The organism is Aeromonas sp. EU05-FHT14A05 (genome assembly GCF_058791175.1).
The window spans coordinates 197,254-221,329 of record NZ_JBYTDH010000005.1 but is presented as its reverse complement, the minus strand read 5'-3'; the positions used below and the strand labels follow the sequence as shown (position 1 = coordinate 221,329).

General features: G+C 61.1%; 26 protein-coding genes and 1 riboswitch. Of the genes, 8 read left to right on the top strand and 18 right to left on the bottom strand.

Annotation, left to right across the window (positions count from 1 at the left end; genetic code table 11):
- Window positions 1-38: 38 nt before the first annotated feature.
- The gene (locus tag AC3WR3_RS09815) at window positions 39-1,619 is read right to left on the bottom strand and encodes a Na+/H+ antiporter NhaC family protein (RefSeq protein ID WP_139439574.1); all 1,581 of its coding nucleotides are present in this window, start codon (window positions 1,617-1,619) and stop codon (window positions 39-41) included.
- Window positions 1,620-1,704: 85 nt separating this feature from the next.
- Window positions 1,705-1,876, bottom strand: a riboswitch (Lysine riboswitch).
- A gap of 320 nt (window positions 1,877-2,196) precedes the next feature.
- Between AC3WR3_RS09815 and AC3WR3_RS09810 the strand changes: the two genes are divergently transcribed.
- A complete protein-coding gene (locus tag AC3WR3_RS09810) occupies window positions 2,197-2,601 on the top strand; it encodes an H-NS family histone-like protein (RefSeq protein WP_025327182.1) in 405 nt (134 codons plus the stop codon).
- A 71-nt stretch (window positions 2,602-2,672) separates the two neighbouring features.
- On the opposite strand, the gene AC3WR3_RS09805 is transcribed toward AC3WR3_RS09810, so the two are convergent.
- The 5 genes from AC3WR3_RS09805 to AC3WR3_RS09785 form a co-directional block, all read right to left on the bottom strand.
- Complete coding sequence (locus AC3WR3_RS09805) at window positions 2,673-3,236, bottom strand: cob(I)yrinic acid a,c-diamide adenosyltransferase (RefSeq protein ID WP_492291753.1); 564 nt, start codon at window positions 3,234-3,236, stop codon at window positions 2,673-2,675.
- Window positions 3,233-3,463, bottom strand: a complete 231-nt coding sequence (locus AC3WR3_RS09800; protein ID WP_005327834.1) for a DUF3820 family protein — start codon at window positions 3,461-3,463, stop codon at window positions 3,233-3,235. Before AC3WR3_RS09800 ends, AC3WR3_RS09805 begins: the two co-directional genes overlap by 4 nt.
- Window position 3,464: 1 nt before the next feature.
- Complete coding sequence (gene queE / locus AC3WR3_RS09795) at window positions 3,465-4,136, bottom strand: 7-carboxy-7-deazaguanine synthase QueE (RefSeq protein WP_492291752.1); 672 nt, start codon at window positions 4,134-4,136, stop codon at window positions 3,465-3,467.
- A gap of 61 nt (window positions 4,137-4,197) precedes the next feature.
- Window positions 4,198-4,887: a 7-cyano-7-deazaguanine synthase QueC gene (gene queC / locus AC3WR3_RS09790; RefSeq protein WP_319912415.1), complete on the bottom strand. Its 690-nt coding sequence runs from the start codon at window positions 4,885-4,887 to the stop codon at window positions 4,198-4,200.
- A 28-nt stretch (window positions 4,888-4,915) separates the two neighbouring features.
- Window positions 4,916-5,560: a tRNA-uridine aminocarboxypropyltransferase gene (locus tag AC3WR3_RS09785; protein ID WP_492291751.1), complete on the bottom strand. Its 645-nt coding sequence runs from the start codon at window positions 5,558-5,560 to the stop codon at window positions 4,916-4,918.
- Here AC3WR3_RS09785 and rrtA point away from each other — a divergent pair.
- A complete protein-coding gene (gene rrtA / locus AC3WR3_RS09780) occupies window positions 5,526-6,104 on the top strand; it encodes a rhombosortase (protein WP_319912417.1) in 579 nt (192 codons plus the stop codon). The two genes, AC3WR3_RS09785 and rrtA, sit on opposite strands and share 35 nt — an antisense overlap.
- A 108-nt stretch (window positions 6,105-6,212) precedes the next feature.
- Here rrtA and pyrF read toward each other — a convergent pair whose 3' ends face one another.
- The 6 genes from pyrF to cmk form a co-directional block, all read right to left on the bottom strand.
- Complete coding sequence (pyrF, locus tag AC3WR3_RS09775; protein ID WP_319916120.1) at window positions 6,213-6,911, bottom strand: orotidine-5'-phosphate decarboxylase; 699 nt, start codon at window positions 6,909-6,911, stop codon at window positions 6,213-6,215.
- Between the two features lie 151 nt (window positions 6,912-7,062).
- Window positions 7,063-8,229 (bottom strand): lipopolysaccharide assembly protein LapB, encoded by a 1,167-nt coding sequence (gene lapB / locus AC3WR3_RS09770; RefSeq protein WP_404836578.1) that lies wholly within the window; start codon window positions 8,227-8,229, stop codon window positions 7,063-7,065.
- A gap of 9 nt (window positions 8,230-8,238) precedes the next feature.
- Window positions 8,239-8,523 (bottom strand): LapA family protein, encoded by a 285-nt coding sequence (locus AC3WR3_RS09765; RefSeq protein ID WP_005327818.1) that lies wholly within the window; start codon window positions 8,521-8,523, stop codon window positions 8,239-8,241.
- Window positions 8,524-8,679: 156 nt separating this feature from the next.
- Window positions 8,680-8,964, bottom strand: a complete 285-nt coding sequence (ihfB, locus tag AC3WR3_RS09760) for an integration host factor subunit beta (RefSeq protein WP_005299934.1) — start codon at window positions 8,962-8,964, stop codon at window positions 8,680-8,682.
- Window positions 8,965-9,056: 92 nt separating this feature from the next.
- A complete protein-coding gene (gene rpsA, locus AC3WR3_RS09755; protein WP_005327816.1) occupies window positions 9,057-10,727 on the bottom strand; it encodes a 30S ribosomal protein S1 in 1,671 nt (556 codons plus the stop codon).
- 93 nt (window positions 10,728-10,820) lie between these two features.
- Window positions 10,821-11,513: a (d)CMP kinase gene (gene cmk, locus AC3WR3_RS09750; protein ID WP_042649706.1), complete on the bottom strand. Its 693-nt coding sequence runs from the start codon at window positions 11,511-11,513 to the stop codon at window positions 10,821-10,823.
- Between the two features lie 261 nt (window positions 11,514-11,774).
- Between cmk and ribA the strand changes: the two genes are divergently transcribed.
- Window positions 11,775-12,368, top strand: coding sequence for a GTP cyclohydrolase II (ribA, locus tag AC3WR3_RS09745; RefSeq protein WP_005327814.1), 594 nt, complete (start codon window positions 11,775-11,777; stop codon window positions 12,366-12,368).
- Between the two features lie 72 nt (window positions 12,369-12,440).
- Here ribA and AC3WR3_RS09740 read toward each other — a convergent pair whose 3' ends face one another.
- Window positions 12,441-13,367 carry a LysR family transcriptional regulator gene (locus AC3WR3_RS09740; RefSeq protein ID WP_492291750.1) on the bottom strand — a complete coding sequence of 309 codons (927 nt, stop codon included), beginning with the start codon at window positions 13,365-13,367 and terminating at the stop codon, window positions 12,441-12,443.
- A gap of 93 nt (window positions 13,368-13,460) precedes the next feature.
- Between AC3WR3_RS09740 and AC3WR3_RS09735 the strand changes: the two genes are divergently transcribed.
- The gene (locus tag AC3WR3_RS09735) at window positions 13,461-14,681 is read left to right on the top strand and encodes an MFS transporter (RefSeq protein WP_404836580.1); all 1,221 of its coding nucleotides are present in this window, start codon (window positions 13,461-13,463) and stop codon (window positions 14,679-14,681) included.
- Between the two features lie 13 nt (window positions 14,682-14,694).
- Here AC3WR3_RS09735 and AC3WR3_RS09730 read toward each other — a convergent pair whose 3' ends face one another.
- From AC3WR3_RS09730 to AC3WR3_RS09710, 5 genes are all read right to left on the bottom strand, one after another.
- Window positions 14,695-15,249 (bottom strand): VOC family protein, encoded by a 555-nt coding sequence (locus tag AC3WR3_RS09730; protein WP_492291749.1) that lies wholly within the window; start codon window positions 15,247-15,249, stop codon window positions 14,695-14,697.
- The gene (locus tag AC3WR3_RS09725; protein ID WP_042650272.1) at window positions 15,243-16,007 is read right to left on the bottom strand and encodes a hypothetical protein; all 765 of its coding nucleotides are present in this window, start codon (window positions 16,005-16,007) and stop codon (window positions 15,243-15,245) included. Before AC3WR3_RS09725 ends, AC3WR3_RS09730 begins: the two co-directional genes overlap by 7 nt.
- Before the next feature lie 159 nt (window positions 16,008-16,166).
- Window positions 16,167-16,892, bottom strand: a complete 726-nt coding sequence (gene nfsA / locus AC3WR3_RS09720) for an oxygen-insensitive NADPH nitroreductase (RefSeq protein WP_139745560.1) — start codon at window positions 16,890-16,892, stop codon at window positions 16,167-16,169.
- A gap of 67 nt (window positions 16,893-16,959) precedes the next feature.
- Window positions 16,960-18,522, bottom strand: a complete 1,563-nt coding sequence (locus tag AC3WR3_RS09715) for an AbgT family transporter (protein WP_492291748.1) — start codon at window positions 18,520-18,522, stop codon at window positions 16,960-16,962.
- Window positions 18,523-18,676: 154 nt separating this feature from the next.
- Entirely contained in the window at window positions 18,677-20,617 is a 1,941-nt protein-coding gene (locus AC3WR3_RS09710; RefSeq protein WP_492291809.1) for a putative bifunctional diguanylate cyclase/phosphodiesterase, read from the bottom strand.
- A 169-nt stretch (window positions 20,618-20,786) separates the two neighbouring features.
- Between AC3WR3_RS09710 and AC3WR3_RS09705 the strand changes: the two genes are divergently transcribed.
- From AC3WR3_RS09705 to AC3WR3_RS09690, 4 genes are all read left to right on the top strand, one after another.
- Window positions 20,787-21,488 (top strand): DUF2982 domain-containing protein, encoded by a 702-nt coding sequence (locus AC3WR3_RS09705; RefSeq protein ID WP_139439587.1) that lies wholly within the window; start codon window positions 20,787-20,789, stop codon window positions 21,486-21,488.
- A 77-nt stretch (window positions 21,489-21,565) separates the two neighbouring features.
- Entirely contained in the window at window positions 21,566-22,510 is a 945-nt protein-coding gene (locus tag AC3WR3_RS09700; RefSeq protein WP_202045912.1) for a LysR family transcriptional regulator, read from the top strand.
- Window positions 22,511-22,556: 46 nt separating this feature from the next.
- Window positions 22,557-23,579 (top strand): response regulator, encoded by a 1,023-nt coding sequence (locus tag AC3WR3_RS09695; RefSeq protein WP_492291747.1) that lies wholly within the window; start codon window positions 22,557-22,559, stop codon window positions 23,577-23,579.
- Window positions 23,580-23,632: 53 nt separating this feature from the next.
- A complete protein-coding gene (locus tag AC3WR3_RS09690) occupies window positions 23,633-24,064 on the top strand; it encodes a PAS domain-containing protein (RefSeq protein WP_042650276.1) in 432 nt (143 codons plus the stop codon).
- Window positions 24,065-24,076 lie beyond the last annotated feature (12 nt).

The following is a 24,076-nucleotide window of genomic DNA, read 5'->3' as shown; positions in this document are numbered from 1 at the left end:
CTGCCAAAACCAAGGGGCCCGTGGGCCCCTTGTTCTCTTTATGCGACGGCCAGGGCGCGGTGCATCCGAGCCTTGCGCAAATGGTAACCGGAGAAGATCAGGAACCAGAGCGCGCTGACCGTGAAGCCAGCCAGCACAGAGTGCATCAGCCCCATCACCAGGTAACCGAGCGCGGCACCGAAGGCGATGGCCAGCGCATAAGGCAGCTGGGTCATCACGTGATCGATGTGATGGCAGCCGGCGCCGGTGGCAGACAGTATGCTGGTGCTGGAGATGGGCGAGCTGTGATCACCGAACACGGAGCCCGCCAATACGGCAGCCAGCATCGGCAGCATCAGGCTGATGTCGCTGGCGGCCGCCATGTCGCCGGCCAGCGGCAGCATGATGCCGAAGGTGCCCCAGCTGGTGCCGGTAGCAAAGGCCATGGCGCAGGAGAGCACGAAGACCACAGCCGGCAACACCTCGATCGGCAGGTTGCCATTGGCCATGGAAGCCAGGTACTTGCCGGTCTCCACGTCGCGCACCACGGCGCCTATGGTCCAGGCAAACAGCAGGATGTTGATGGCGGGCAGCATGGCCATGATCCCCTGGGGGGCCGCCTTCATCCAGTTGCTGGCACCCAGCTTGAGGCGCATGGCCAGACCGATGGAGACCACCAGGCTGCACAGGGCGCCATAGACCAGGGAGGAGCCGACGTTGGTGTTCTCGAACGAGCCGAGCACGCTGAACGGCAGGCCTTTATCGGCCAGCACGGCGGCGCCGGAATCTATCATGAAGTAGACGGTGGCCAGGGTCAGGGTGAGGATCGGCAGCACCATGTCGATCATGCCGCCATTGCTCTCCTCGGGCGACTCCATGTCCAGGCCGATGGGACGGCCCTTGGACTCATCCCACAGCTTGCCCTCCAGCGCCCACTGCTCGTGTTGACGCATGGCGCCGATGTCGAGCTGGAAGGCGATCACCACCAGCACCATGATCAGGGTGAAGACCGCATAGAGGTTCATCGGGATCATCTCGACGAAGGCGGAGATGGGGCTCTGATCGGTCAGACCATGGGCCGCCATGATGCCGCCCACCAAGGCGATGATGTAGGCGCCCCAGGAGGAGATGGGCATCAGCACGCAGACCGGCGCCGCGGTGGAGTCCAGCAGATAGGCCAGCTTGGCGCGGGAGATCTGGAAGCGATCGGTGACCGGGCGGCAGATGGCCCCCACCGACAGGCTGTGGAAGAAGTCATCGATGAAGAAGGCGAACACCATCATGCCGGTGAGGGCCTTGGCCCCCTTGCGGGTCTTGGCGCGGCGCGCGGCCCACTCGGCGAAGGCCCGGGTCGCCCCGGAGACGCTCATCAGGCTGATGAGGCCCCCCAGCAGCAACATGAACAGGATCATGTTGACGTTGTCCCGGTTGAGTGCACCGTCGACCCAGAAGATCTTGAGTACGGTGTTCAGCATGTAATGCAGGGATTCGAGGGGGGAGAACTGGTTGAGCAGCAGACTGCCTGCGACTATGCCCACCCCCAGCGACACCAGGACGCGGCGGGTGATAATCGCAAGGGCGACGGCCAACAGGGGGGGAACGACGGACCAACCGGAGTCGGCGTAATGAACGATGTCCATGATCTCTTTGCACCTAAAGACAACAGGTGGAGATCTACCGAGAGGATCAAAGAAACAAAACCCAGGGCGGGCATACTCCTCAGCCCCTTCAGGTAGCGCTCCATAGTGGATGACTATGGCAGTCCTGCACCTGTTCGATGCAGAACCAGCAACCCGGTATGATGGCCTGGTCACTTCGGCGCCGACTCCTTTCATCGAGCATCGCAGGCATCACCCTCCGCTCGGTTACTCATAGGCAGCGCGCCTCTACTTAAAGGTATTCGCGGCACATTTTATCGAGCCACCGGGTGATAGCAAGTTTTTTGATTAAATTTCAAGGCTTGTGTGGCGAAAAGCGGAAAAATGGTAGTCAAATGGTTCATAAAATACGACATGGTCGATATTTTCATCTACTCGGCACTCATTCGGAAATGAAACTCCTGCAAAGAGAATAAAGCGGGCGGTGTGAATAATTGCCGGACTTTATTTATCTGCCTAATTAATTATTTTGGCAGACTTGACTTGGTGCCAATCCCCCCTATAAATTATCGAAAAACCAGCCCTTCCCATTAATATTTCTGCTCGCGTGGTAGCCAATATGAACGAATTTCTGAAAATTCTGCTGAATATCCGTAGTCTGCGCGCAGCCTGCCGCGATTTGTCCCTGGAGCAACTGGAAGAGGGACTGCAGAAATTGTCCGAGGTGGTCGCCGAGCGCCAGCAGGATGAATCTGCCGAACGCCAGGCCCGTGAAGAACATCAGAAGAAAATTGCCGAATACGCCGAAATGTTGAAAGCCGCAGGGATAGATCCTGCTGAATTGGTGGGCACAGTTGCCACCGAAAGCACCAAGGCCAGCAAAGGCAAACGTGCCCCCCGCCCCGCCAAATATCGTTATCTGGACAATGGCGTGGAAAAAACCTGGACCGGCCAGGGCCGCATGCCCTCCGCCATTGCCAAGGCTGTGGCCGAAGGCAAATCCGTGGAAGACTTTGCCATCTGATATGAAGCAGGGTCCCGCCCAATAAAAAACCTCGCCATGCGAGGTTTTTTATTGTTTCCATGCCGGGCGCCTCAGCGCCTGTCTGCCGCCTTGACCCAGAGCACTTCCGGGGTACCGGCAGAGACCAGCAAGTATCTGGCCACCGTGAAAAACCAGTCACTTAGCCGATTCAGATAGGGCAGGATCGCCGGGTTCACCTGCTCTTCCCGGCTCAGGCCGAGCAGCAGCCGCTCGCAGCGACGGGTCAGGGTGCGCACCACATGGGCCTGCGCTGCCGCCCGCGAACCGCTCGGCAGAATGAAATTGCGCAATACCGGCAACTGGGCGCTGTATGCGTCAATCTGTTGCTCCAGCCGCGCCGTCCAGGCCTCATTGACCTGCCACAGGGAGGCATTTTGCGCCTCGCTGGAAAACGCCAACTCCCCACCCAAATCAAACAGCTCCTGCTGCAGCAATATGAGTTGAGCCAATAATGCCGGCTCTTTCTCGGGTATTTCGGCCATCAGCAGACCTATCTGGGAATTGAGCTCGTCAATGGCGCCATAGGTCTCGACCCGCCGGTCATCTTTTGCAAGAGAGGAGCCATCAGCCAGCCGCGTGAGGCCCTTGTCCCCTTGCCGGGTATATATTCTCATTCTGACATCCTGTTAATAATGGGAATAATCATGGACTCCAGTCCATTGAGTTTTATCTCGTACGCCAGTGCCAGGGTTTGGCCCAGCGCACCAGCCGGAAAACCGCTGCGCGCCATCCATACCAGATAGGGCTCTGGAATATCTATGATGCGTCGCCCCTGATATTTACCGTAGGGCATCTTGCCCGCCAGGGTGAGCAATACCCGCTCATCGGAGAGTCTGTCCATATCAATCGATATTCAGATATTTATGGGTCTGGATGGAGAGCCGCCAATTACGGGCGATGCAAGTCGCCATGGCCAGCTCGGTAGCCCTGGGCTTCTGGCTGATGGGCTGCAATGCGATCACCACGTCGGGACGCAGGCTGGCGGTTTCCAGCAGGGCATCGAGCTCCTTGATGTGGCGCTCGGTGGCCACCGGATGCTTGATCTCGTTGGCCCGCTCCAGAGCCGATACCAGCACAGGCAAGCCCCCCTTCATGCCGATCTTGGGGGAGACGGTGACCCAGGTCTGCGCGTGGGTCAGGATCTCGCTGGTACCACTGGTTTCGATCTGCACCTGATATCCCGCCGCCAGCAGGGCCGACGAGAGTTCGTGCAGATCGTAGAGACAGGGCTCGCCACCGGTCAACACCACATGACGCGCCCGGTAACCCAGGGTCTCGAAGCTCCCCAGGATCTCGCCCGTGCTCATCTTGCTCCAGCCGTCGGACTCGTTGGATCGGTCGAGCACCTCGCGGCTGCCCACCTCACGGGCAGGATCCACCACCCAGGTATGGCGGGTGTCGCACCAGGGGCAGCCCACAGGGCAGCCTTGCAGGCGAACGAAGATGGCGGGCACGCCGGTGAAGACGCCCTCCCCCTGGATGGTCTGGAAGATCTCGTTGATTGGGTAGTGCATCTCGGTCACGGCTTGCTGCAAAAGGCGCGGATTATACCCCAAACCCGCGAAAGAGGCAGGATCACAATCCGGTTTTCTCGCGCAAGCTGGCCATGATGCCCGCCTTGTCGTCCAGATAGCGCTGCAGGCCGCGGCTGCGCAGCTCGCAGGCAGGGCAAGTGCCACAGCCATCTCCCTGGATGCCGTTATAGCAGGTGAGCGTCTGCTGGCGCACCGTCTCGAGGTGGCCATAGTGATCCGCCAGGGCCCAGGTTTCCGCCTTGTCGAGCCACATCAGGGGGGTCTCGAAGCGAATGGCGCGATCCAGCCCCAGCGACACCGCCTGATTGAGGGCCTTGACGAAGTCGTCGCGGCAATCGGGATAACCGGAGAAGTCGGTCTCGCACACCCCGGTGATCAGGGTGTCGGCGCCGACCTGGTAGGCATAGATGGCAGCCAGGGTCAGAAACAGTATGTTGCGACCCGGCACGAAGGTGTTGGGCAGGCCGTTGTCCTGCAGCTCACCGCTGACCGGGATGTCGTCACGGGTCAGGGCCGAGACGGCCAGCTCACCCAGCATGGTCACATCCATCACCTTGTGGGCGGCAATCCCGAGCTGCCCGGCCAGACGGCGAGCGGTCTCGATCTCCTCCCGATGACGCTGGCCATAGTCGAAGGTGATGGCGTGCACTTCATCATAGAGGGCCAGGGCCTGCACCAGACAGGTGGTACTGTCCTGACCACCACTGAATACCACGACGGCTTTTTTCACGTTCATCACTCCTGTTTGCAATTCAGATTCAGGCACGGCGACCTTGGGCAAAGTCATGCCACTGCCGGTTCAACTCGGTAAAGAGGTTCATCAGCGGGGCGAAGCGCTCGGGCTCCCCTTCCCACTGGGATAACAGATGGTAGCCCGCCTCCAGGGTCGACAGCGCCTCGGGAAACGGCTTCTTGCGAATGGAATATTGCCCCGCCATGGCGCCGAGGGTGATCCTCGGCAACCCCAGCAGGGCCGGGTTGCTGTGCAACATGCGATAGGCCTTGCGCCAGGTGCCATCGAGCAGGATGAAGTGCACCTCTTTGGCTTGCTCACGGCCCTCACGCACCTGCGCCAGGGTCAGGGCCTCATCATCGGGCCACAGCAGATAGCACTGCACCTTGGGGTCGGCGAGCAGGGCATTGAGCCAGTCGGCATCGGCGAAGTGCTCCCCCACGTGAATGCGGGCATGGCTGAGGGAGGCGGCCAACAGGGCGGCCGTTCCCTTGGGGTGGGCGACCTCGTTGGGGTGCTGCAGGATATGGAGCGGTGCGAGGTGGGGCACCTGCCGGATATATTCACACAGGCAGGCTTTGAGGGCTCGGGCACAGCGTGTACAGTATCGGCTCTCTCTGTCGTTGGGTTGTTTCATGTTGTCAGAAAAATCGGGTCTGCTCTGGGTCATCACGCTTTCGCTCGTCACTGCCTTGCTCTTCTTCACCGTACCGAACCACCTGCTCTCCTTCGATCGCGACCTGATCGCCCAGGGCGAAGGGTGGCGCATCATAACAGGCAATCTGGCCCATACCAACGGATGGCACCTGCTGCTCAACCTGAGCGGGCTTGCTGTGCTCTACAGCCTGTTTCGCGAATACCTGACGGGCTGGCGCCTGCCCGTGCTGCTCCTGCTTCTGGGGACGGCCGTCGGGCTCGGGATCTGGTGGTGGTGCCCGCAGACCCAATGGTACATGGGGCTCTCCGGCCTGCTGCACGGCGTGTTCGTGTGGGGGGCCATGCAGGATATCCGCTATCGTCGCTACTCGGGCTGGCTCATGCTGCTTGGCATCGTCATCAAGCTCGGGCTGGACTTTTACAGTGCGGGCGAGAGCCCTGTCTCTGCCCTCATTGGCGCCAGGGTGCACATAGAGTCGCACCTCATCGGCTCGGCCGCCGGCCTGCTGCTCGGCCTCTTCCCCATCGGCCTGGGTGTGCAGACCGTCAAGTCCTGACCCCTGCGGTTAAGGGCAGCCACTCATTAGCAGCAGCGCTCAGCGACCCATCAAAACGCAACAGGCCGGATCTGCAATCCGGCCTGTTGTCATTCAGGGGTCGGCCCCTTATCGGCAGAGCTCGGCGTTGATCGCCCCCAGCACGGCAGCCGGATCCGCCGCCTGGGTAATGGGGCGCCCAATCACCAGGTAGTCGGCCCCCGCCTCCACCGCCGCCAGCGGCGTCATGACCCGGCGTTGATCCCCGGCCGCAGATCCGCTCGGGCGAATGCCCGGGGTCACCAGCTTGAAGTCAGAACCGAGCAAGGCTTTCAACTCGCGAGCCTCCTCGGCGGAGCAGACCACGCCGTCCAGCCCTGCCGTCTTGGCGAGGGTGGCCAGCCGGATCACCTGCTCGGCCGGACTCACATCCAGACCCAGGGGCGCCATGTCGGACTGCTCCATGCTGGTCAGCACGGTCACACCGATCAGCAGGGGCGCCTTGTCGCCATAGGGCAGCAGCGCCTCCCTGGCGGCGCGCATCATGCGCTCTCCCCCGCTGGCATGGACGTTCACCATCCAGACCCCAAGCTCGGCACTCGCCGCCACGGCCTTGGCAACCGTATTGGGAATGTCGTGAAACTTCAGATCCAGGAACACCTCGAAGCCCTTGGCCACCAGCTGGCGCACGAACTGGGGGCCAAACAGGGTAAACATCTCCTTGCCCACCTTGAGGCGGCACTCGGCCGGAGAGATCTGTTCAATGAAGGCGAAGGCATCGGCTTCGTGCTGATAATCCAGCGCGACCAGTACTTTGGGGTCTTGCATGTCACTTCCTATGGGTTGTTATGCCACATCCAGACTCGACACGGCCGGCGAGCCGGTCGCAGTCTGGCATCTTGCTCACTCGGGTTTGCGCCAGGTTCGGCTTGCCGCCCCCGCTCGAGACGCGCGGGGACGGATTTTTTGTCACTAAGGGCTATTCACCATCCAGGCCACGGATAGGCTTGATGGAGCCCCACTGTCGGCAGGAGGGACACTGCCAGAACAGCGAATGGGTGGCAAAGCCGCACTGGCGGCACTTGTGGGTCGATTTTATTTTGATCTGCTCGCCGACCAGCTGCTGCAGCAGCTCCAGACTTTCCTTGGCGGGCCCCTCCTCGGCGCTCGCCAGCTGGAAGCCCACCAGCTGGTAAAACCCCTTCATGGAGGGGTGGCGCCGCAGCTGGCGCAGCACCAGGGCGCGGGCCTGGCTCAGGCCGTCGCGCGCCTCCACCAGATTGGCCAGGGCCAGGGTCACGCTGACACCGGCATGATCCTCCACCGCCTTCTCCAGCAGCGGGATCAGCTCCTGGGTGCGGCCAAGCTGCTGATAGCAATCGAGCAGCCTGGGCATGGCCTCGGAGGCAAAATCCATGTCCTGCTCGAACACCCGCAGCAGATCCTTGCTGGCCTCCTCGAACTTGCCCTCCTCCATCGACAGATCGGCCAGTCGCAGGCTGGCCCGAGCACAGGCTGGGTGGGCTGCGAGCGCCCGCTTGAGCTTGGCGATCCCCGCCCCCTTGTCACCGTCGCGCAAGGCGTTCTCAGCCTGCTCGCAATAGAAATGGGAGATGGGTTCCGCCAGCTTCTTGCCCTGGAATTTCTGCAGGCGAATGGCGACCTCGATGGCCTTGTCCCAGTCACGCAGCTGTTGATGGATGATGAGCAACTGCGCCAGAGCCGTCTCTTCAAAGTCGCTGTCTTCGCACAGTTCCTTCCAGAGCGCTTCGGCCCGGTCCAGTAGGCCCGCAGCCAGGAAATCCCGGGCCAGCTCCTGCAGCGCGAGCTGACGCTGCTCCCGGGTCAGCTGACGGGCGACCAGGTTCTGGTGGATCTTGATGGCACGATCGACCTCCCCCCGCTGACGAAACAGGTTGCCGAGGGAGAGATGGGTTTCGATGGTTTCGCTGTCGACTTCCAGCAGCTGGATAAAGAGATCCACCGCCTTGTCCGACTCGTCAGACAGCAAATAGTTGAGGCCCGCCACGTACTGGCGGGAAAACTGGTTACTCTGTTGCTGGGTGTCCTGGCGAACACTCCTGCGTCCCATGTACCAGCCATAACCAGCGGCAATCGGCAACAGCAGGAAAAGCAGTTCAAGCATCGAGGGACATTATTCCTTGGCTGGCGACCGGGCTAGCTCCAACTCACGGGATTGACGACGCATGGTGCGACTGAGGGTACGGTTTTGCAGTTTCAAGCGCAGGAAGAGCAGACCGAACACCAGCCAGCCCAACAGGAAGCCACCGGCAAAGAAGAATCCCAGCAGCATGGAGAGAGAGAACTCCCCCTGGGCGATGAGATAGTTGAACTGCACCAGCTGGCCATTTTGCGAACCGATGGCGAGGGTCAGTACAAACACCAGCACCAATGGGATGAGGGCCAAGATACGCTTCATAAGATCTCCCTGTCTGTAGCTAATGAGAGACTGATTATCCTTAAAATCACAGGCAGACTCTAGAGCGAATGGGAAAAGACTGCGAGAAACCTGACAAATCACATATCTAAAGACGTAAAAATAAAAAAGGCATACCCAGGTATGCCATTTTCTGCATTATTCGATGATGTTCACGCGTTCGCGCAACTCTTTGCCAGGCTTGAAATGCGGGACATATTTCCCGGTCAGTTCAACCTTGTCCCCAGTCTTGGGGTTGCGACCCACGCGGGGCGCACGATAGTGCAGTGAGAAACTTCCAAATCCTCGGATTTCAATCCGGTCGCCGTTTTGCAAGGTCGATGCCATCTGTTCAAGGATCTCCTTGATGGCGGCTTCGACATCTTTGGCCGGCATATGCATGCGGCTGGCAGCCAATTGTTCGATGAGATCTGATTTGGTCATAAGGTTAAATCTCCTTCCCCGATCACATGCAATTTTCATTATGCCAAGATAAAAAAGGGCGGCGTGAAGCCGCCCTTTTCTTGCATCAAGGATTACTCACCCTTGGCGGCTTTGAACGCTTCCATCATGGCATTGCTGAACACAACTTCTTCTTGTTGGTTCAGGCTGTCGATGGCAACACGCTCGTCAGCCTCGTCCTTGGCACGGACAGACAGGCTTACGGTACGGTTCTTGCGATCAACACCCATGAATTTGGCTTCAACTTCGTCACCAACAGACAGCACCAGAGTGGCGTCTTCTACACGGTCACGAGCAGCGTCGGAGGCACGCAGGTAGCCTTCCACGCCGTCAGCCAGTTCGATCACGGCACCCTTGGCATCAACCTCGGTAACCTTACCCTTCACGATAGCACCTTTCTTGTTGTCAGACAGGTACTTGTTGAACGGGTCTTCTTCGATCTGCTTGACACCCAGGGAGATGCGCTCGCGCTCCGGATCCACTTGCAGAACAACGGCTTCGATTTCGTCGCCCTTCTTGAATTCACGAACTGCTTCTTCGCCCTGGTTGTTCCAGGAGATGTCAGACAGGTGAACCAGGCCGTCGATGCCGCCGTCCAGACCGATGAAGATACCGAAGTCAGTGATGGACTTGATCTTGCCGGAAACACGGTCGCCCTTGGCGTGAGTTTCGGCAAACAGCTGCCACGGGTTGGATTTGCACTGCTTCAGACCCAGGGAGATACGACGACGCTCTTCGTCGATGTCCAGAACCATCACGTCAACCACGTCGCCAACGTTAACAACCTTGGACGGGTGGATGTTCTTGTTGGTCCAATCCATCTCGGATACGTGTACCAGGCCTTCAACGCCTTCTTCGATTTCAACGAAGCAGCCGTAGTCGGTCAGGTTGGTCACGCGGCCAGACAGACGGGTGGTCTCCGGGTAACGCTTGGCGATAGCAACCCAGGGATCTTCGCCCAGCTGCTTCAGACCCAGGGATACACGGGTACGCTCGCGGTCGAACTTCAGAACCTTGACTGCGATCTCGTCGCCAACGTTGACGATTTCGGAAGGATGCTTAACGCGCTTCCACGCCATGTCGGTGATGTGCAGCAGGCCGTCAACACCGCCCAGATCTACGAATGCGCCGTAGTCGGTCAGGTTCTTGACGATACCCTTAACTTCTTGACCTTCTTGCAGGTTGGCCAGCAGGCTTTCGCGCTCGGAGGTGTTCTCGGTTTCGATCACGGCACGACGGGAAACGACAACGTTGTTGCGCTTCTGGTCCAGCTTGATGACCTTGAACTCGAGTTCTTTGTTTTCCAGGTGAGCAGTGTCACGGATCGGACGCACGTCAACCAGAGAACCCGGCAGGAAGGCACGGATGCCGTTCAGCTCAACGGTGAAACCACCCTTGACCTTGCCGTTGATGATACCGATAACGGTAGCTTGCTCTTCGTATGCCTTCTCAAGCTGCAGCCAGGCTTCGTGGCGCTTGGCTTTTTCGCGGGACAGCTTGGTTTCGCCGAAACCATCTTCGATAGAGTCCAGAGCCACGTCAACGGTGTCGCCTACGTTGATTTCCAGCTCGCCCAGGGCGTTCTTGAACTCTTCAGCAGGAATGGCAGACTCGGATTTCAGACCGGCGTCAACCAGTACGAAACCGTTCTCGATAGCAACGACGGTGCCCTTGACGATGGAACCTTGACGGGTTTCAACGGCGTTCAGGGACTCTTCAAAGAGTTGAGCAAAAGATTCGATCATTGTTTGTGTCACAAATGAAACATCCACTCGCAATCCGGCACAAGCGGGGTTGTTTTAAATTATCTGCGCCATCCATGGTGCAGACGACTGACATCAGCTGGTGCTGACATCACCAAGTTGTTGCTCCGCATAGGCGAGCACCGTTGCCAGTACGTCATCTATGGTCATAGACGTTGAGTCTACCACAAGAGCATCTTCCGCGGGTTTCAGGGGGGCAACGGCGCGATTTCTGTCGCGGTCGTCACGCTCCCGAATCTCGGTTAAAAGACGCTCAAAGTTAACATCAAAGCCCTTATCTTGCAACTGCTTATAGCGGCGCTGCGCCCGCTCCTCCGCGCTGGCATCGAGGAAAATCTTCACCTCGGCCTCGGGGAAAACCACTGTGCCCATGTCACGGCCATCGGCAATGAGGCCCGGCAACTGGCGGAAGGCTCGCTGGCGGCGCAGCAGCGCCTCGCGCACGCGGGGGAAGACAGCGACCTTGCTGGCGGCATCGCTCACTTCCTGGGAGCGGATGGTACGGGAAACATCCTCCCCTTCCAGCACCACCTTGACCTGTCCGCCGTCAACCTGGAACTGCACGTCCAGATTGGCGGCCAGGGGCACCAGCGCGGCTTCGGCATCGAGCTCCACATCGTGGTGCAAGGCCGCCAGCGCCAGTACCCGGTAGATGGCACCGGAGTCGAGCAGGTGCCAACCCAGTTTCTCTGCCAACAGCTGGCACAGGGTGCCTTTACCGGCTCCACTCGGGCCATCAATTGTCATCACGGGGGCCATCTGAGGCATAACTTTTCTCCTGCGCACTCGGCATGTTGACTGGTTGCCCGCATCCCTGCCGGGAGGGGTAATGGGCGCCGATTATACCCGAATGCACCGGCGCTGGCAGTTGTCGAGGCGCACAATTGCGCAAAAGTCGTCGCGATTGCGCCTATTATGACCAATCGAGTGGATCATTCCTGAATACAAGCTTTTGTTCTTATGGTTGTTAGGGGTGAGGCACGTTAAACTAGCCGCCTTTTTCAAGCAGCTGTAGTCAGGAGCAACCCTATGAGCAGCATTACTCTCGTAGCCAAATCCAAGTTGCCGACCCCTTGGGGTATCTTCACGCTGGTAGGCTTTCAGGAAACCGGCACAGGCAAGGATCACGCCGCGCTGGTGATGGGCGATATCGCGGACGGTGAGCCCGTGCTGGGCCGAATTCATTCCGAGTGTCTGACCGGGGACGCCCTGTTCAGCCTTCGCTGCGACTGCGGCTTCCAACTGCAGGCCGCCATGGAGAAGATCGCCAAGGCCGGTCGCGGCGTCTTGCTGTATGTCCGTCAGGAAGGCCGTGGCATCGGCCTGCTCAACAAGATCCGCGCCTATCATCTGCAGGATCAGGGCGCCGACACCGTCGAAGCCAACGTGGCACTGGGCTTTGCCGCCGACATGCGCGATTACACCATCTGTGCCGACATGCTGAAGGCCTTGGAGGTCAAGAGCCTGCGCCTGATGACCAACAACCCGCGCAAGCTGAAGGCGATGGAATCCTTTGGCATTCCGGTAGCCGAGCGCGTCCCCCTGCAGGAGGGTCGCAATCCCCACAACGAGTTCTATCTCTCCACCAAGGCCAACAAGCTGGATCACCTGTTCAAGAAGTGATGGCTCGCAGCCTGGCACCGGCATGAAAAACGCCTCCATCCGGGAGGCGTTTTTGTTGGCGATCTTGCGGCCCTATCTGTTGTCCCCCAGGTTGTTGTCCCTCAGGGCACCGTCCGGGGTTGGCTCGGGACTGGCCTGTGCCAGCAGGAAATCCCGCAGCGCCCGGTTGGCCATGGAGAGGGGATCCCCCCGCCGCCAGGCCACGCAGAGATCGAGGAAGATGGGCGGAGCAAAGGGGATCCCGCTGAGAGTCGTCTCCTCCTCCAGCGCCATGCGCAGGAAGGTGGTCACGGCGAACCCTTGTCTCACCACCGCCTTGAGCAGGGGGATGAGGTTGCTCTCGAAGCCGATGTTGGGCTCGATTCCCAGGCCTTGTGCCAGCGCCTCCATGTGCTCTCTGTGGTAGAAACCCCGCCGGAACATGGCGATCTCCTGGTTGAAGAACTGGGGCAGCGAGACCGCGCCGGCCTCCCGCAGAGGATGCTCCTCCCCCACCACCATCAGCATCTCTTCCCGCAGCAGCTGGGCCCCCTCGAGCGCAGGCGGCAAGTCGCTGGTGATGAGGATGGCGAGATCCAGGCTGCCATCCACCATGCGACGGAGCAGTTCCCGGGTGCCCGCCTCCTCCACCCGGATCTTCAAACCGGGGTAGCGATGCTTGAACGCCATCAGGATCGGCGGGAAGTAATAGGAGCCCATCATGTAGGGGATGCCGATGCGCACCTCCCCCCGCTCCAGTCCCTTGAGCTCGGCCATCTCCGCCTCTGCCTGGTGCATCTGCAGCAGCAGCCGCTCGGCATGACGGCAGAGCACCTCCCCCTCCGGGGTGAGCCGCACGCTGCGATCCTGCCTGTCGAACAGGCGCAGATCGAGTTGTTGCTCCAGCTTGGCGATGGCCATGCTGACGGCCGGTTGCGCCACGTGCAGGCCCTGGGCGGCCTTGGTAAAGGAGCCCGCGTCCCGCACCGCCAGCAGGTAACCGAGCTGTTTCAGATCCATATCAATTCCATTTATCAGACTGATAACTTAAATATATTATATTTATATAAGGCGACCCACTACTCTGCACAAAAGTCGTCGGGACAACTCCAAATGATCGAAGTAGGCAGTCGCGAATGGATACGCGCCACTCTGGCCCTCAGCCTGGGATCCTTCCTGGTATTTCTCAATCTCTATCAGACCCACCCCCTGCTGCCCCTGCTGGCGGAGGTGTTCTCCGTCAGCTCCCTGTCTGCAGGATGGACCCTGGCGGGCTGCACCGCGGGGCTCGCGGGATCCCTGCTCATCTGCGCCCGCCTGGCGGACAGGTTCGGACGACGGCGGATCATGCTGTGGACCCTGACCTGCGCCATCCTGCTCTCCCTGTGCATTCCCTGGGTGACCCGCTTCGATCTGCTGGTGTGCCTGCGCGTGCTGCAGGGGGCGCTCCTGGCCGGGCTGCCTGCCACCGCCATCGCCTACATGGGAGAAGAGTTCAGCAAGCGCGCCCTGCTCTCGGCGGTGGGGGTCTATATCGCCGCCAACTCCCTCGGTGGGATAGCGGGTCGCGTAGTCGGCGGTCTGCTGGCTGGCTGGTTCGGGGACTGGCAGCATACCTTCCTCGGCATCGGACTCATCAGTCTCGCCCTGTTGCCGCTGGTCATCTGGCTGCTGCCTGCCCAGACCCGCTTCGTGGCCGTGGAGGCCGCCCCGGGGCAACTGCGCCGCGCCATCCAGAGCCACCTCGGCAATCCCTTGCTGCTGGGGGCCTATCTCATCGGCGGGCTCAACTTCATGGTCTTCCTGAACCAGTACAGCTACCTCACCTTCCTGCTGGCCAAGGCCCCCTTCTCCCTGCCGACCCAGTGGCTCGGCATGCTGTTTCTGACCTACCTCACCGGCACCCTCGCCTCCTCCCTGAGCGGCCGCTGTGCCCATCGCTTTGGGGCCCAGCGCCTGCTGCTGGCGGGGATCACCCTGATGGCGCTTGGCAGCCTCGCCCTGCTGCAGGGGACCCTTGCCGCCATCATAGGGGGTCTGCTGATCTCGAGCTTCGGCTTCTTCCTCGCCCACGCCTGCGCCAGCGCCTGGGTCGGTCAGCATGTGGAGCACAACAGGGCGCTCGCCTCGTCGCTCTATCTGGTGGGGTATTATCTGGGGGCCAGTCTGGGGGGGCTTTACTTGCATCCCTTCTGGGAGCGGGGGGGGCTCTGGGGATTGGTGCTCGGCATCGAGCTGGTCTTGTGCGTCACCGCCGCCTTGAGCCTCTGGCTCGGTCATCTCAAGGGGCGCGCGGCGCCGCCCCTCTCCTGTCACGCCTCGTCACGCCAGTGACGGGGCCCGCAATTCACAGGCCGTCGTAATAGTCCGCCGGCACCGGCACCACGGCGCCTGTGTGCAGCTCCTCGTCGATCACCTCGCTCAAGGGGCGCAGATGAAACTTGATCTGCCCCGACGGCAACATCAGCCCCACATCCGGGTTGCGCCCGTCGTCCATGTTGGCCGTCTTGAACGCAAGCCCGGGATGGGCGGCCACCAAGGCTGGCAGCGAGGGCACCACCAGCTCTATGTGCTCCAGCCCCGCCCGATGGGCGCGGCCCGCCTTGGGGGCGGCCAGCTCGATGCAGGGGACAGTGACCTGCTGCCAGCAGACGGGTTGATGCAGACGATAGGTGGCGATGGGGCGGCCCCCTATCATCCCCTCCACCAGCAGCACCCCATGGCGCGCCAGCGTCTCTTTCAGGGCGAGGTATTCCGGCAGGGTGGCGGCACGGTAGCAGAGATGATCCACCTGGGGGGCCCCGCACTCCCCCATGAGGGCGTGCATTTCAGTGAGCAGTTGGCAAACGAATGGGGCCATGGGCCCCAGCGTGGTATCCAGTGGATGAGACATGATCACCATTTCTTCTTGGGTTGGAACAGGACATCGAGCTCGTCCGCTTCTTTGTCCTTGATGTTTTGCAGCTCCTTCTCGCTGTGCTGCTGCAGATGCTCTTCCAGCTGGCGCATCCCCTGGCGCATGTCCTCTTCCCGCGCCAGCAGGTAGGGATCCTTGTCGGAGACATTGGCCAGGGCGCCGAGCCCCTTGGTATAGAGCTGACGGCAGGTGCCGTACTGCCCCTGGATCTGGGCATCCATGGCCCGCTTGATCAGGTTGGCGATGTTGATCTTGAGCTGCATCAGCTCGAGGCGGCGATCCTCCTGGGCGAACCCCTGAGGATCAATCTTGCCCTTGTTGTGCTCGACCCGCAGCACGGCCCGCATCTTCTTGGCCAGTTGCAGCATCTGGATCGCCTGACGGTCGGACTCCGGGGTCTTGAAGTGCCCCTCGTCCTGGCTGCTGTAGTTCTCCTGCACGTTCTTGATCTGGGTCTGGACATCGATGATGCGCTGCTTGACCTGGGGGTTCGGCATCACCTGCACTATGGCGCGGTAGGCATCCAGGATCCGGTGTTGCAGCAGCAGCACCATGTTCTTGGAGAAGGGCACCAGGTTGACGTTCAGCAGCACCTCTTCGGTCTCGTCCGCCACCGCCTTGTGGCGGGCGATGGCCTGGCGCTTGTCGGCTTCCGCCTTCTGTTTGTATTGCTGCACCACGTTATAGGCGATGACCAGAAACAGGAGTGCGCCAATCGACAGCAATATCAAGGTTAAAATCATAGGGTATTCACACTCCTGTCCCAATCCAATTGCGTGATCCTACAACAGCTTACCCGCATAGGGTAGCGCCCAGATCGCACCTTGCCTCACAACAACGCAAGGGAGCCGCGGCAAGGGCGATGCCCGGGGCCTCATGCTCCATATCGCCCGCCGCCCCCATTACTTGAGGCAAAACCCCTTCGACTGGAGGAATCCCAGCATGAAGGGACGCGCCTCCTTGCCGAGGATGGCCTTGATCTGTCCGCTCCAAGTCTGCACCTTGTTGTTGCTGCTGCGGGCCAGGTAGTAGTCGTGGATTTGGCTGTCGTATTGCGCCAGCAGGGCGCGATCGAGCGTCTCTGGATAGCGGTTCTCGTGCACCACCAGCGCGCGCGGCAGCCGCGGCTTCTGCTCCGGCTGCTGGGCGGGATGACCCAGACAGAGACCGAACAGCGGGATCACCTGATGGGGCAGCCCCAGCAGCTCGCTCACCGCCGCCGGGTTGTTGCGAATGCCGCCGATGTAGACGCCCCCCAGGCCCAGGGACTGGGCCGCCAGCAGGGCATTCTGGGCCATCAGGGCCCCGTCGATGGCCCCTATCATGAGCTGCTCCACGAAGCCGGTCTGGGCCTCCGGCACTATCTGGCTGTGACGTTGATAGTCGGCACAAAACAGCAGGAACTCCGCCGCCTCGGCCACGTAGGCCTGGTGCCCGGCCAGCTCGGCCAGGGTGGCGCGCAGCCCCTTGTCGGTCACCCGGATAAGGCTGTTGGCCTGCAGGAAGCTGGAGCTGGAGGCGCTCTGGGCCGCGCTCAGTATCTGATCGAGTTGCGAGGCGCTGATGGGCTCCGGAGTGAACTGACGAATGGAGCGATGGGAAAGGATGAGATCTATGGTCGGGTTCATGGTGCCTCCAAAATGAAGGTCACACTGTACCCAAAAAAAGCGAGGGGCCCAAGGCCCCTCGTCACCCTCAGGGGGCAGGATAGACATAGGGGGCCTGCAGCCCGAGCGGGAAGCCCAGCGCCCAGTAGAGCAGCAGGAAGCAGGTCCAGCTCACCAGGAAGGCCAGGGAGTAGGGCAGCATCATGGAGACCAGGGTGCCGATGCCGGTGCTCTTCACATACTGCTGGCAGTAGACCACCACCAGGGGGAAGAAGACCATCAGCGGGGTGATGATGTTGGAGGCGGAATCCCCTACCCGATAGGCGGCCTGGGTCAGCTCCGGCGAGATCCCCACCGCCATCAGCATGGGCACCAGGATGGGGCTGATGAGCGCCCACTTGGCCGAGGCCGACCCCACCACCAGGTTGACGCTGGCGGTGAGCAGTATCATGCCGACTATGGTCACCTCCCCCGGCAGCGCCAGGGCGTGGAGCACCTCGGCACCGGAGAGGGCCAGCAGGGTCCCCAGGTTGGAGTCACCGAACGCCTTGATGAAGAGGGCGCAGAAGAAGGCCATCACCATGTAGGAGCCCATCTTGTTCATGGTGGCCGACATGGCATCGATCACATCCTTGCCGCTCTTGAAGCTCCCTGCCACGAAGCCGTAGACGATGCCGGGCAGGATGAAGAGCAGGAAGATGAGGGGCACGATGGACTTCATCACGGGCGCAGCGAAGGTGGTGAGCGATCCATCCGATGCCCGCATCGGCGAGTCGTCCGGGGACAGGGCCAGCCCCAGCAGCACCACGGCCGCCAGCATGGCAAACCCGGCCCAGTTGAAGGCCCGGCTCTCCTGCGCGCTGTAGCGCCCCATCTCGTCGGCACTCTCCAGATCCTCGTTGAGGGGCACCAGCTTGAGGCGCGGCTCCACTATCTTCTCGGTGACAAACCAGCCCACGCAGATGATCAGCAGGGAAGAGGCGCCGGTGAAGATGATGTTGCACAGGGTGTTGACCATGTAGTCGGGGTCGAGCAGCTGGGCCGCCGACTGGGTGAACCCCTGTAGCAGGGCATCCCCGCCGGAGGGGAGGAAGTTGGCGGCGAAGCCGCCGGAGACCCCGGCAAAGGCCGCGGCTATGCCCGCCAGCGGGTGACGGCCCGCCGCATGGAAGATGATGCCGCCGATGGGGATCACCAGCACATAGCCCGCATCTGCTGCCGTATGGCTGACGATGGCCACCAGGATCAGCATGGGGGTCAGGAAGCGCGCCGGCGTGACCTTGAGCAGCTTCTTCAGGCCGGTGTTAATGAAGCCGGACTGCTCGGCCACCCCGACCCCCAGCATGGCCACCAGCACTATGCCGAGCGGCGCAAAGCCGGTGAAGGTGGTGACCATGCTGGCAAGAAACTCGGCCAGCCCTGCCCCGGTCAACAGATTGTTGACCACCACGGCCTCTCCGGTGCGAGGGTTGACCAGATCGAAGGAGAACTGGGAGCCTATCCAGGAGCCGACCCAGACGATCAGCAAGGCATAGAGGAACAACATGGCGGGATCCGGCAGCTTGTTGCCCGCCTTCTCGACCCCGTTCAGGAAGCGGTTCAACCAGCCATTGGGGCTGGCCGGACGCTCGTTCACTGCGGCTTGACTCATTATGGTGATACTCCATTACCAAGGAATGAGCGCGCATACTAGCGATAACGTCTAATGAATCCCATGATATGAGACAAAAATTCGATTAATTATGTTTAATTTGGCATGCCACGCTCCTGAAATGGGACATGCCGCACACTTATCGACAAGGATCTCAACGACTTGCCAGCGGATAGTGGCCAAGCTTGCAGCGGATCCCGAAGCCTGCCGCCGCCACCTCCTCCGGGGTCATGGGCGTGCTGAACAGGAACCCCTGGAAGACGTGGCAGCCCTGGGCCCGCAGGGCCGCCAGCTCGTGCTCGTCCTCCACTCCTTCCGCCAGGATCCCGAGCCCCAGGCTGGTGGCCATGGCCACGGTGGCACGGATCACCGGCAGGTTCAGCCCGACCACGAAGGAGCGGTCCAGCTTGATGGTGTCGATGGGCAGGCGGTTGAGGTAGGCGAGCGACGAGTAGCCGGTGCCGAAGTCGTCGATGGCGATCTTGATCCCCTGCTCGCTCAGGGCGTCGAGGATCTCGATGCAGCCCTTCATGTCCAGCATCAGCACAGTTTCGGTCAGCTCCAACGTCAGCAGGCCCGCCTCGACATTGGACTCCCTGAGCTGCTGCGCCACCTGCCCCGGCAGGGAGGCGGAGAGCTGGAAGCCGGACAGGTTGACCGAGACAGGTACCCGCACCTGCCATTGTCGCTGCCATTCCCCCATCTGGGCCAAGGCGGTGGCGAGCACCCAGCTCCCTATTTCACGAATAAGCCCCATCTCTTCGGCCAGCGGGATGAACTCCGCCGGCGAGACATGCCCGAGCACGGGGTTGTACCAGCGCAGCAGGGCCTCGAAACCGATGAGCTTCCCCTGGGCCACGTCCACCTGGGGTTGATAGCGCAGGCTCAACTCCCCCCGGCCGACGGCCTTGGCCAGAAACTGCTTCAGGGTCAGCTTGCGGTGCAGGCTCTGCTGCATGCTGGGGGTGAAGCGCTGCCAGCGCAGGCGCCCCATCTGCTTGGCCTGGTACATGGCCATGTCGGCGCGGGTGATGAGGTTGTCGCCATCATCGGCATCGTCAGGGTAGATGGCGATACCGATACTGCCTCCTATGGTGACCTCGGGCACTCCACTCAGTTGCAGCGGCTTGCTCATCTGGGAGAGCATGAGATCCGCCACCTCCTGCGCCCGCTCGCTCGCCTGGTTGAGAGGCACCAGGGCGGTGAACTCGTCCCCGCCGAGGCGCGCCAGCTCCACATCCCGCGGGCAGATCTGCTTGAGCCGGCCGGCCACCCGCTCCAGCAGGCGATCCCCCGCCTTGTGGCCATAGTTGTCATTGACCAGCTTGAAGTTGTCCAGATCCATGAACACCAGGGCAAAGCGCCCCCCCAGGCCGCAGTAGGCCTCGAGGGACTTCATCAGGCCGTAGCGATTGAGCAGGCCGGTGAGGGAGTCGTGCCAGGCCAGGTGACGGTGTTCCAGCTCCTCGAGCTTGCGATCCGTGATGTCCCGCATGGTCAGCAGGATCCGGGCCCCCTGCTGGATGTGGCGGAACTGGTACTGGAACCAGCGCATCCCCTTCCGGGTCCGGCACTCCCCCTCGGCCACCACCTCCCCTACCCGGGAGAGCCGAGTGTAGAAGGCCTCGTCGTCACCGGAGAAGACCTGGGCCAGCCGGGTGATGCCAGTGCCAAAGCACATGTCGAAGTGGTGGTTGCCGCTCTCGAGGCCCCCCTCGTTGTCGAACAGGCAGGCCAAAGTGTCGCCGGTGGCGAGGGAGGACTCCTGATAGAGGGTATCGGCATCGATGACCGCCTCCGTCATCATCATCTGCCGCCCGGCGAGCTGGATGCCGGAGAGGCGCAGATAGACCTGCTTCTTGACCCCCTTTGGGGAGAGGGTCCACCACTCGTTGTAACTGCGATCCTGTTGAAAATCACCGAGATAACGCTGCAACAGCAGATCGATGGCGGCGGCCATGTCGGCCGAGAAGTCGCGGGATTGCAGCTCGGCCAAGGAACTCGCCTCCCACAATCCCAGGGCGGAGCCATTGGCCCAGTAAATGTGGTGACGCTGGATGTCATAGACCCAGATGGGCGTATGGAGCACGTCCATTGCGGTAAGCAGGCGTTCGTCTAGCGTATTCATGTTGCGTGATGATTCATGCTGAAAGCTCATGGCAGAACCAGCCTGGATCCGTCTTTGGCAAACGCGTCCGTGCTGGTACAAAATCCGTTCCGACCCATAATCTGGAAACAGGCAGCTGAAAAAGGGCCGAAATCATATGAAAACGCTACATGTGATCCCCATGGTCAGAAGAAATGGGCTCACACTGGTACTGTTGGGCATGGTCATAACCATTACTATGATTTTTATACTTTTTTTCTTTCCTGAACAACTACTAATGCCGGTCATCTTCCTCCTGCTGACGGGTCTGATGACAATTCTTGTCGGGGCGCTGAAACTGGCTGAGCCTCATTTTAGTCTCTCTCTGTGTCAGGATTGTCTGCAATATCACCATAAGTACGGTGGCTGGATCCTGAAATGGAGAAATATTCAGCGAATTGACCAGCCACGTATCCATTTAGGGTGGGATCTGGTGCCCCTGCCCTACATTGGTTTGAAGATTAAGGATTACGACGATTTCTTGACGCTGATCACACCCAGGCTGGCCGTTCGCTTGCTGACCGAGCAGCGCGCCGTGTTGTTGCAGGCCATGAACAGCGAGCGCCCCGACTGCCTCACCGGAGGCTGCGGCAGCGGTCTGCTGGGCGAGGGGCTGCTGGAGGAGAGCCGCTTTCGCTCCCCCTCTGGCCAGCAGTACGATGGGGTGATCGCCATGCTGGGCAACCGCATGGCCAGACTGCGGGATCTGCTGGGTTATGATCTGCTGGTGCCGGACAACAGCCTGGATCGCCCCCCCGCCGACTTCGTCCATCTGCTCAATCAGTACCAGCGCGAGTCGAATCTAATCCAGATCAATTAAACGCCGGATTGCGCTTGCCAAGCCTGGCGACTCTTCATAAGGTCACTGGCTTGTTACAAACACCCCCTAAGCCGCTTATGAAGTACATCGAAGAGTTCTATCTGTTCGTCAAGGTGGTGCAAGAGGGCGGTTTCTCCCACGCCGCCGCCGCGCTGGGCATGCCGACCGGCACCATCAGTCGACGCATCTCACAACTGGAAGAACAGCTCGGGTGCGCCTTGCTGCACCGCTCCACCCGCAAGCTGCGCCTCACCGACGAGGGGCTGCGCTATTACGAGCGCCTGTGCACGCCGCTGGCCGAAATCGAGCAGGCGACCGGCGAGATCCAGGGCCAGGAGAGGGACATCAGCGGCCTCATCCGCCTCGCCGCACCCATCGCCCTCTCCAATACCATCCTGGTCGACATGCTGGCAGACTTCGGTCTGCGCTATCCCGGGGTGCAGTTCGACATCAGCCAGACCAATGACCACGCCCCCCTCTGCGATCAGGACAGGGATCTGGTGTTTTTCAACGGCGAGCTCTCCCAGACCCTGCCCAATGCCCTCTGCCTCGGCCACATCGAGTACGGCCTGTTTGCCTCCCCCCTCTATCTGGAGAAGATGGGCATCCCCTCCCACCCGGCCCAGCTGGAAGAGCACGATCTCATCTACTGTTGGCCCCACCAGCACTGGCAGCTGAGCGGTCGGGATCAGCAGACGGTGCAGATCAAGCGGACACCGCGCCTGAACGTCAACCAGACCCAGGCCGCGGTACGGGCGGCCCGGCGCCACCTCGGCATCGTCAATGCCCCCCTGCACTATGTGCACCCCTTCCTGCAGGACGAGCAGCTGGTCGCCGTGCTGCCGGACTGGCAGTCGGGCAAGCGCCCCTTCTACATGCTCCAATGCCAGCCCCAGTTCACGCCGTTGCGTGTTAAGATGTTTGCCGATTTCGTCGAGAAATACTCCGCACGCTATCGCCATCATCAGCGGGACGATCAATTTTTGCCGGCCATGCCGCTGCCCGTTGCATCTGACGGTTGATCGCCCACACTTAGCGCAATCCTCGTTGCACAGGTCGGCTAACACTATGAATGTATTGATATGTGATGACTCGGGGTTCGCTCGCAAGCAGTTGATGCGCGCCCTGCCTGCCGGCTGGAATGTCACCCTGCACCAGGCCGCTGACGGCCTGGAAGGGGTCGAGCAGATCCTGATGGGCCACGGCGATCTGATCTTTCTCGATCTGACCATGCCGGAAATGGACGGCTATGGCGTGCTGGAGACCCTCAAGCGCGAGGGGCTGCGCAGCAAGGTGATCGTAGTCTCCGGCGACATCCAGCCGGAAGCCCACGCCCGCGTCATGGCCCTCGGGGCCCTCGATTTCATCAAGAAGCCGGCCTCGCCCGAGAGCCTGCTCGCCCTGCTCGTCCGCCACGGCTTGTGGCAAGCGGCGCCCCACCCGGCCGCCGCACCCGCCCTTGCCACCGCCGGTCACGCCCCCCTCGAGAGCACCATTCAGTTCACCCCCGAGCTCAGGGATGTCTATCAGGAGCTCGCCAACGTCGCCATGGGCCAGGGGGCCGATCTGCTGGCTCGCCTGCTGGATGCCTTCGTGGTGCTGCCCATCCCCAACGTCAACGTGCTGGAGGTCTCCGAGCTGCACATGGCCCTCTCGGCCGCCGCCGAGTCGGACACCCTCTCCGCCGTCTGCCAGGGCTTCATCGGGGCCGGCATCGCCGGCGAGGCGCTGCTGCTGTTTCACGATGCCAGCTTCCAGGATCTGGCACGCCTGATGAACCATCAGGGGGTGCTGGATCACAACGCCGAGCTGGAGCTGCTGATGGATACCGCCAACGTCTTGATCGGGGCCTTCCTGCGCGGCTACGCCAACCAGCTCGACACCCCCTTCAGCCAGGGCCACCCCGTGGTGCTCGGTCAGCACAGACCCATTAGAGATCTCATTCGCACCAACCAGAGCCGCTGGCGCCGCACCCTGGCCATCGAGATCAACTACCGGGTGCAGGGCTATGCGGTGCAGTGCGACCTGCTGCTGCTGTTTACCGAAGACTCCATCGCCACCATGAACAACAAGATCATGCATATGCTCTAGCGGTGATCCCATCGCCAGCATCAACAACACAGACTCAGGCACCAGGAGTGACCATGGAAATCCGGGAATTTCATTGGCTGATGAACATAGTCCAGAACCTGGACGTGGGGCTGGTCGTGCTCGACAAGGGCTACCGGGTACAGGTATGGAACGGCTTCATGGAGAGCCACAGCGGCCGGCTGGCCGGCGAGGTGCGCGATCAGGTGCTGTTCGACCTCTTCCCCGACGTGGACCGCGCCTGGCTGGAGCGCAAGGCAAACATGGTGTTCAAGCTCAACAACCGCGCCTTCAGCACCTGGGAGCAGCGCCCCTATCTGCTGCGCTTCTCCAACTATCGCCCCATCACGGGCTCGGCCCCCCACATGTACCAGAACCTGACCCTGGTGCCCCTGGCCGATTTCGGCGGCGAGGTCACCCATCTGGCCATCATGATCTACGACGCCACCGACGAGGCCATGCTGATCACGGGCCAGCGCCAGGGATGATCCCTCGGCACA

What these genes read in the sequence shown, in the direction of transcription:
- lapB (WP_404836578.1), bottom strand. Translation starts at nt 8,229, where the DNA reads ATGCTTGAACTGCTTTTCCTGCTGTTGCCGATTGCCGCTGGTTATGGC.
- AC3WR3_RS09690 (WP_042650276.1), top strand. Translation starts at nt 23,633, where the DNA reads ATGGAAATCCGGGAATTTCATTGGCTGATGAACATAGTCCAGAACCTG.
- AC3WR3_RS09765 (WP_005327818.1), bottom strand. Translation starts at nt 8,523, where the DNA reads ATGAAGCGTATCTTGGCCCTCATCCCATTGGTGCTGGTGTTTGTACTG.
- AC3WR3_RS09785 (WP_492291751.1), bottom strand. Translation starts at nt 5,560, where the DNA reads ATGACCCAGAGCAGACCCGATTTTTCTGACAACATGAAACAACCCAAC.
- AC3WR3_RS09735 (WP_404836580.1), top strand. Translation starts at nt 13,461, where the DNA reads ATGATCGAAGTAGGCAGTCGCGAATGGATACGCGCCACTCTGGCCCTC.
- AC3WR3_RS09725 (WP_042650272.1), bottom strand. Translation starts at nt 16,007, where the DNA reads ATGATTTTAACCTTGATATTGCTGTCGATTGGCGCACTCCTGTTTCTG.
- rrtA (WP_319912417.1), top strand. Translation starts at nt 5,526, where the DNA reads ATGTTGTCAGAAAAATCGGGTCTGCTCTGGGTCATCACGCTTTCGCTC.
- ribA (WP_005327814.1), top strand. Translation starts at nt 11,775, where the DNA reads ATGAGCAGCATTACTCTCGTAGCCAAATCCAAGTTGCCGACCCCTTGG.
- AC3WR3_RS09730 (WP_492291749.1), bottom strand. Translation starts at nt 15,249, where the DNA reads ATGGTGATCATGTCTCATCCACTGGATACCACGCTGGGGCCCATGGCC.
- rpsA (WP_005327816.1), bottom strand. Translation starts at nt 10,727, where the DNA reads ATGATCGAATCTTTTGCTCAACTCTTTGAAGAGTCCCTGAACGCCGTT.
- ihfB (WP_005299934.1), bottom strand. Translation starts at nt 8,964, where the DNA reads ATGACCAAATCAGATCTCATCGAACAATTGGCTGCCAGCCGCATGCAT.
- AC3WR3_RS09700 (WP_202045912.1), top strand. Translation starts at nt 21,566, where the DNA reads ATGAAGTACATCGAAGAGTTCTATCTGTTCGTCAAGGTGGTGCAAGAG.
- AC3WR3_RS09800 (WP_005327834.1), bottom strand. Translation starts at nt 3,463, where the DNA reads ATGGACAGACTCTCCGATGAGCGGGTATTGCTCACCCTGGCGGGCAAG.
- AC3WR3_RS09715 (WP_492291748.1), bottom strand. Translation starts at nt 18,522, where the DNA reads ATGAGTCAAGCCGCAGTGAACGAGCGTCCGGCCAGCCCCAATGGCTGG.
- nfsA (WP_139745560.1), bottom strand. Translation starts at nt 16,892, where the DNA reads ATGAACCCGACCATAGATCTCATCCTTTCCCATCGCTCCATTCGTCAG.
- AC3WR3_RS09695 (WP_492291747.1), top strand. Translation starts at nt 22,557, where the DNA reads ATGAATGTATTGATATGTGATGACTCGGGGTTCGCTCGCAAGCAGTTG.
- pyrF (WP_319916120.1), bottom strand. Translation starts at nt 6,911, where the DNA reads ATGCAAGACCCCAAAGTACTGGTCGCGCTGGATTATCAGCACGAAGCC.
- AC3WR3_RS09805 (WP_492291753.1), bottom strand. Translation starts at nt 3,236, where the DNA reads ATGAGAATATATACCCGGCAAGGGGACAAGGGCCTCACGCGGCTGGCT.
- AC3WR3_RS09710 (WP_492291809.1), bottom strand. Translation starts at nt 20,617, where the DNA reads ATGGACGTGCTCCATACGCCCATCTGGGTCTATGACATCCAGCGTCAC.
- AC3WR3_RS09705 (WP_139439587.1), top strand. Translation starts at nt 20,787, where the DNA reads ATGAAAACGCTACATGTGATCCCCATGGTCAGAAGAAATGGGCTCACA.
- AC3WR3_RS09740 (WP_492291750.1), bottom strand. Translation starts at nt 13,367, where the DNA reads ATGGATCTGAAACAGCTCGGTTACCTGCTGGCGGTGCGGGACGCGGGC.
- AC3WR3_RS09815 (WP_139439574.1), bottom strand. Translation starts at nt 1,619, where the DNA reads ATGGACATCGTTCATTACGCCGACTCCGGTTGGTCCGTCGTTCCCCCC.
- AC3WR3_RS09810 (WP_025327182.1), top strand. Translation starts at nt 2,197, where the DNA reads ATGAACGAATTTCTGAAAATTCTGCTGAATATCCGTAGTCTGCGCGCA.
- queE (WP_492291752.1), bottom strand. Translation starts at nt 4,136, where the DNA reads ATGCACTACCCAATCAACGAGATCTTCCAGACCATCCAGGGGGAGGGC.
- cmk (WP_042649706.1), bottom strand. Translation starts at nt 11,513, where the DNA reads ATGCCTCAGATGGCCCCCGTGATGACAATTGATGGCCCGAGTGGAGCC.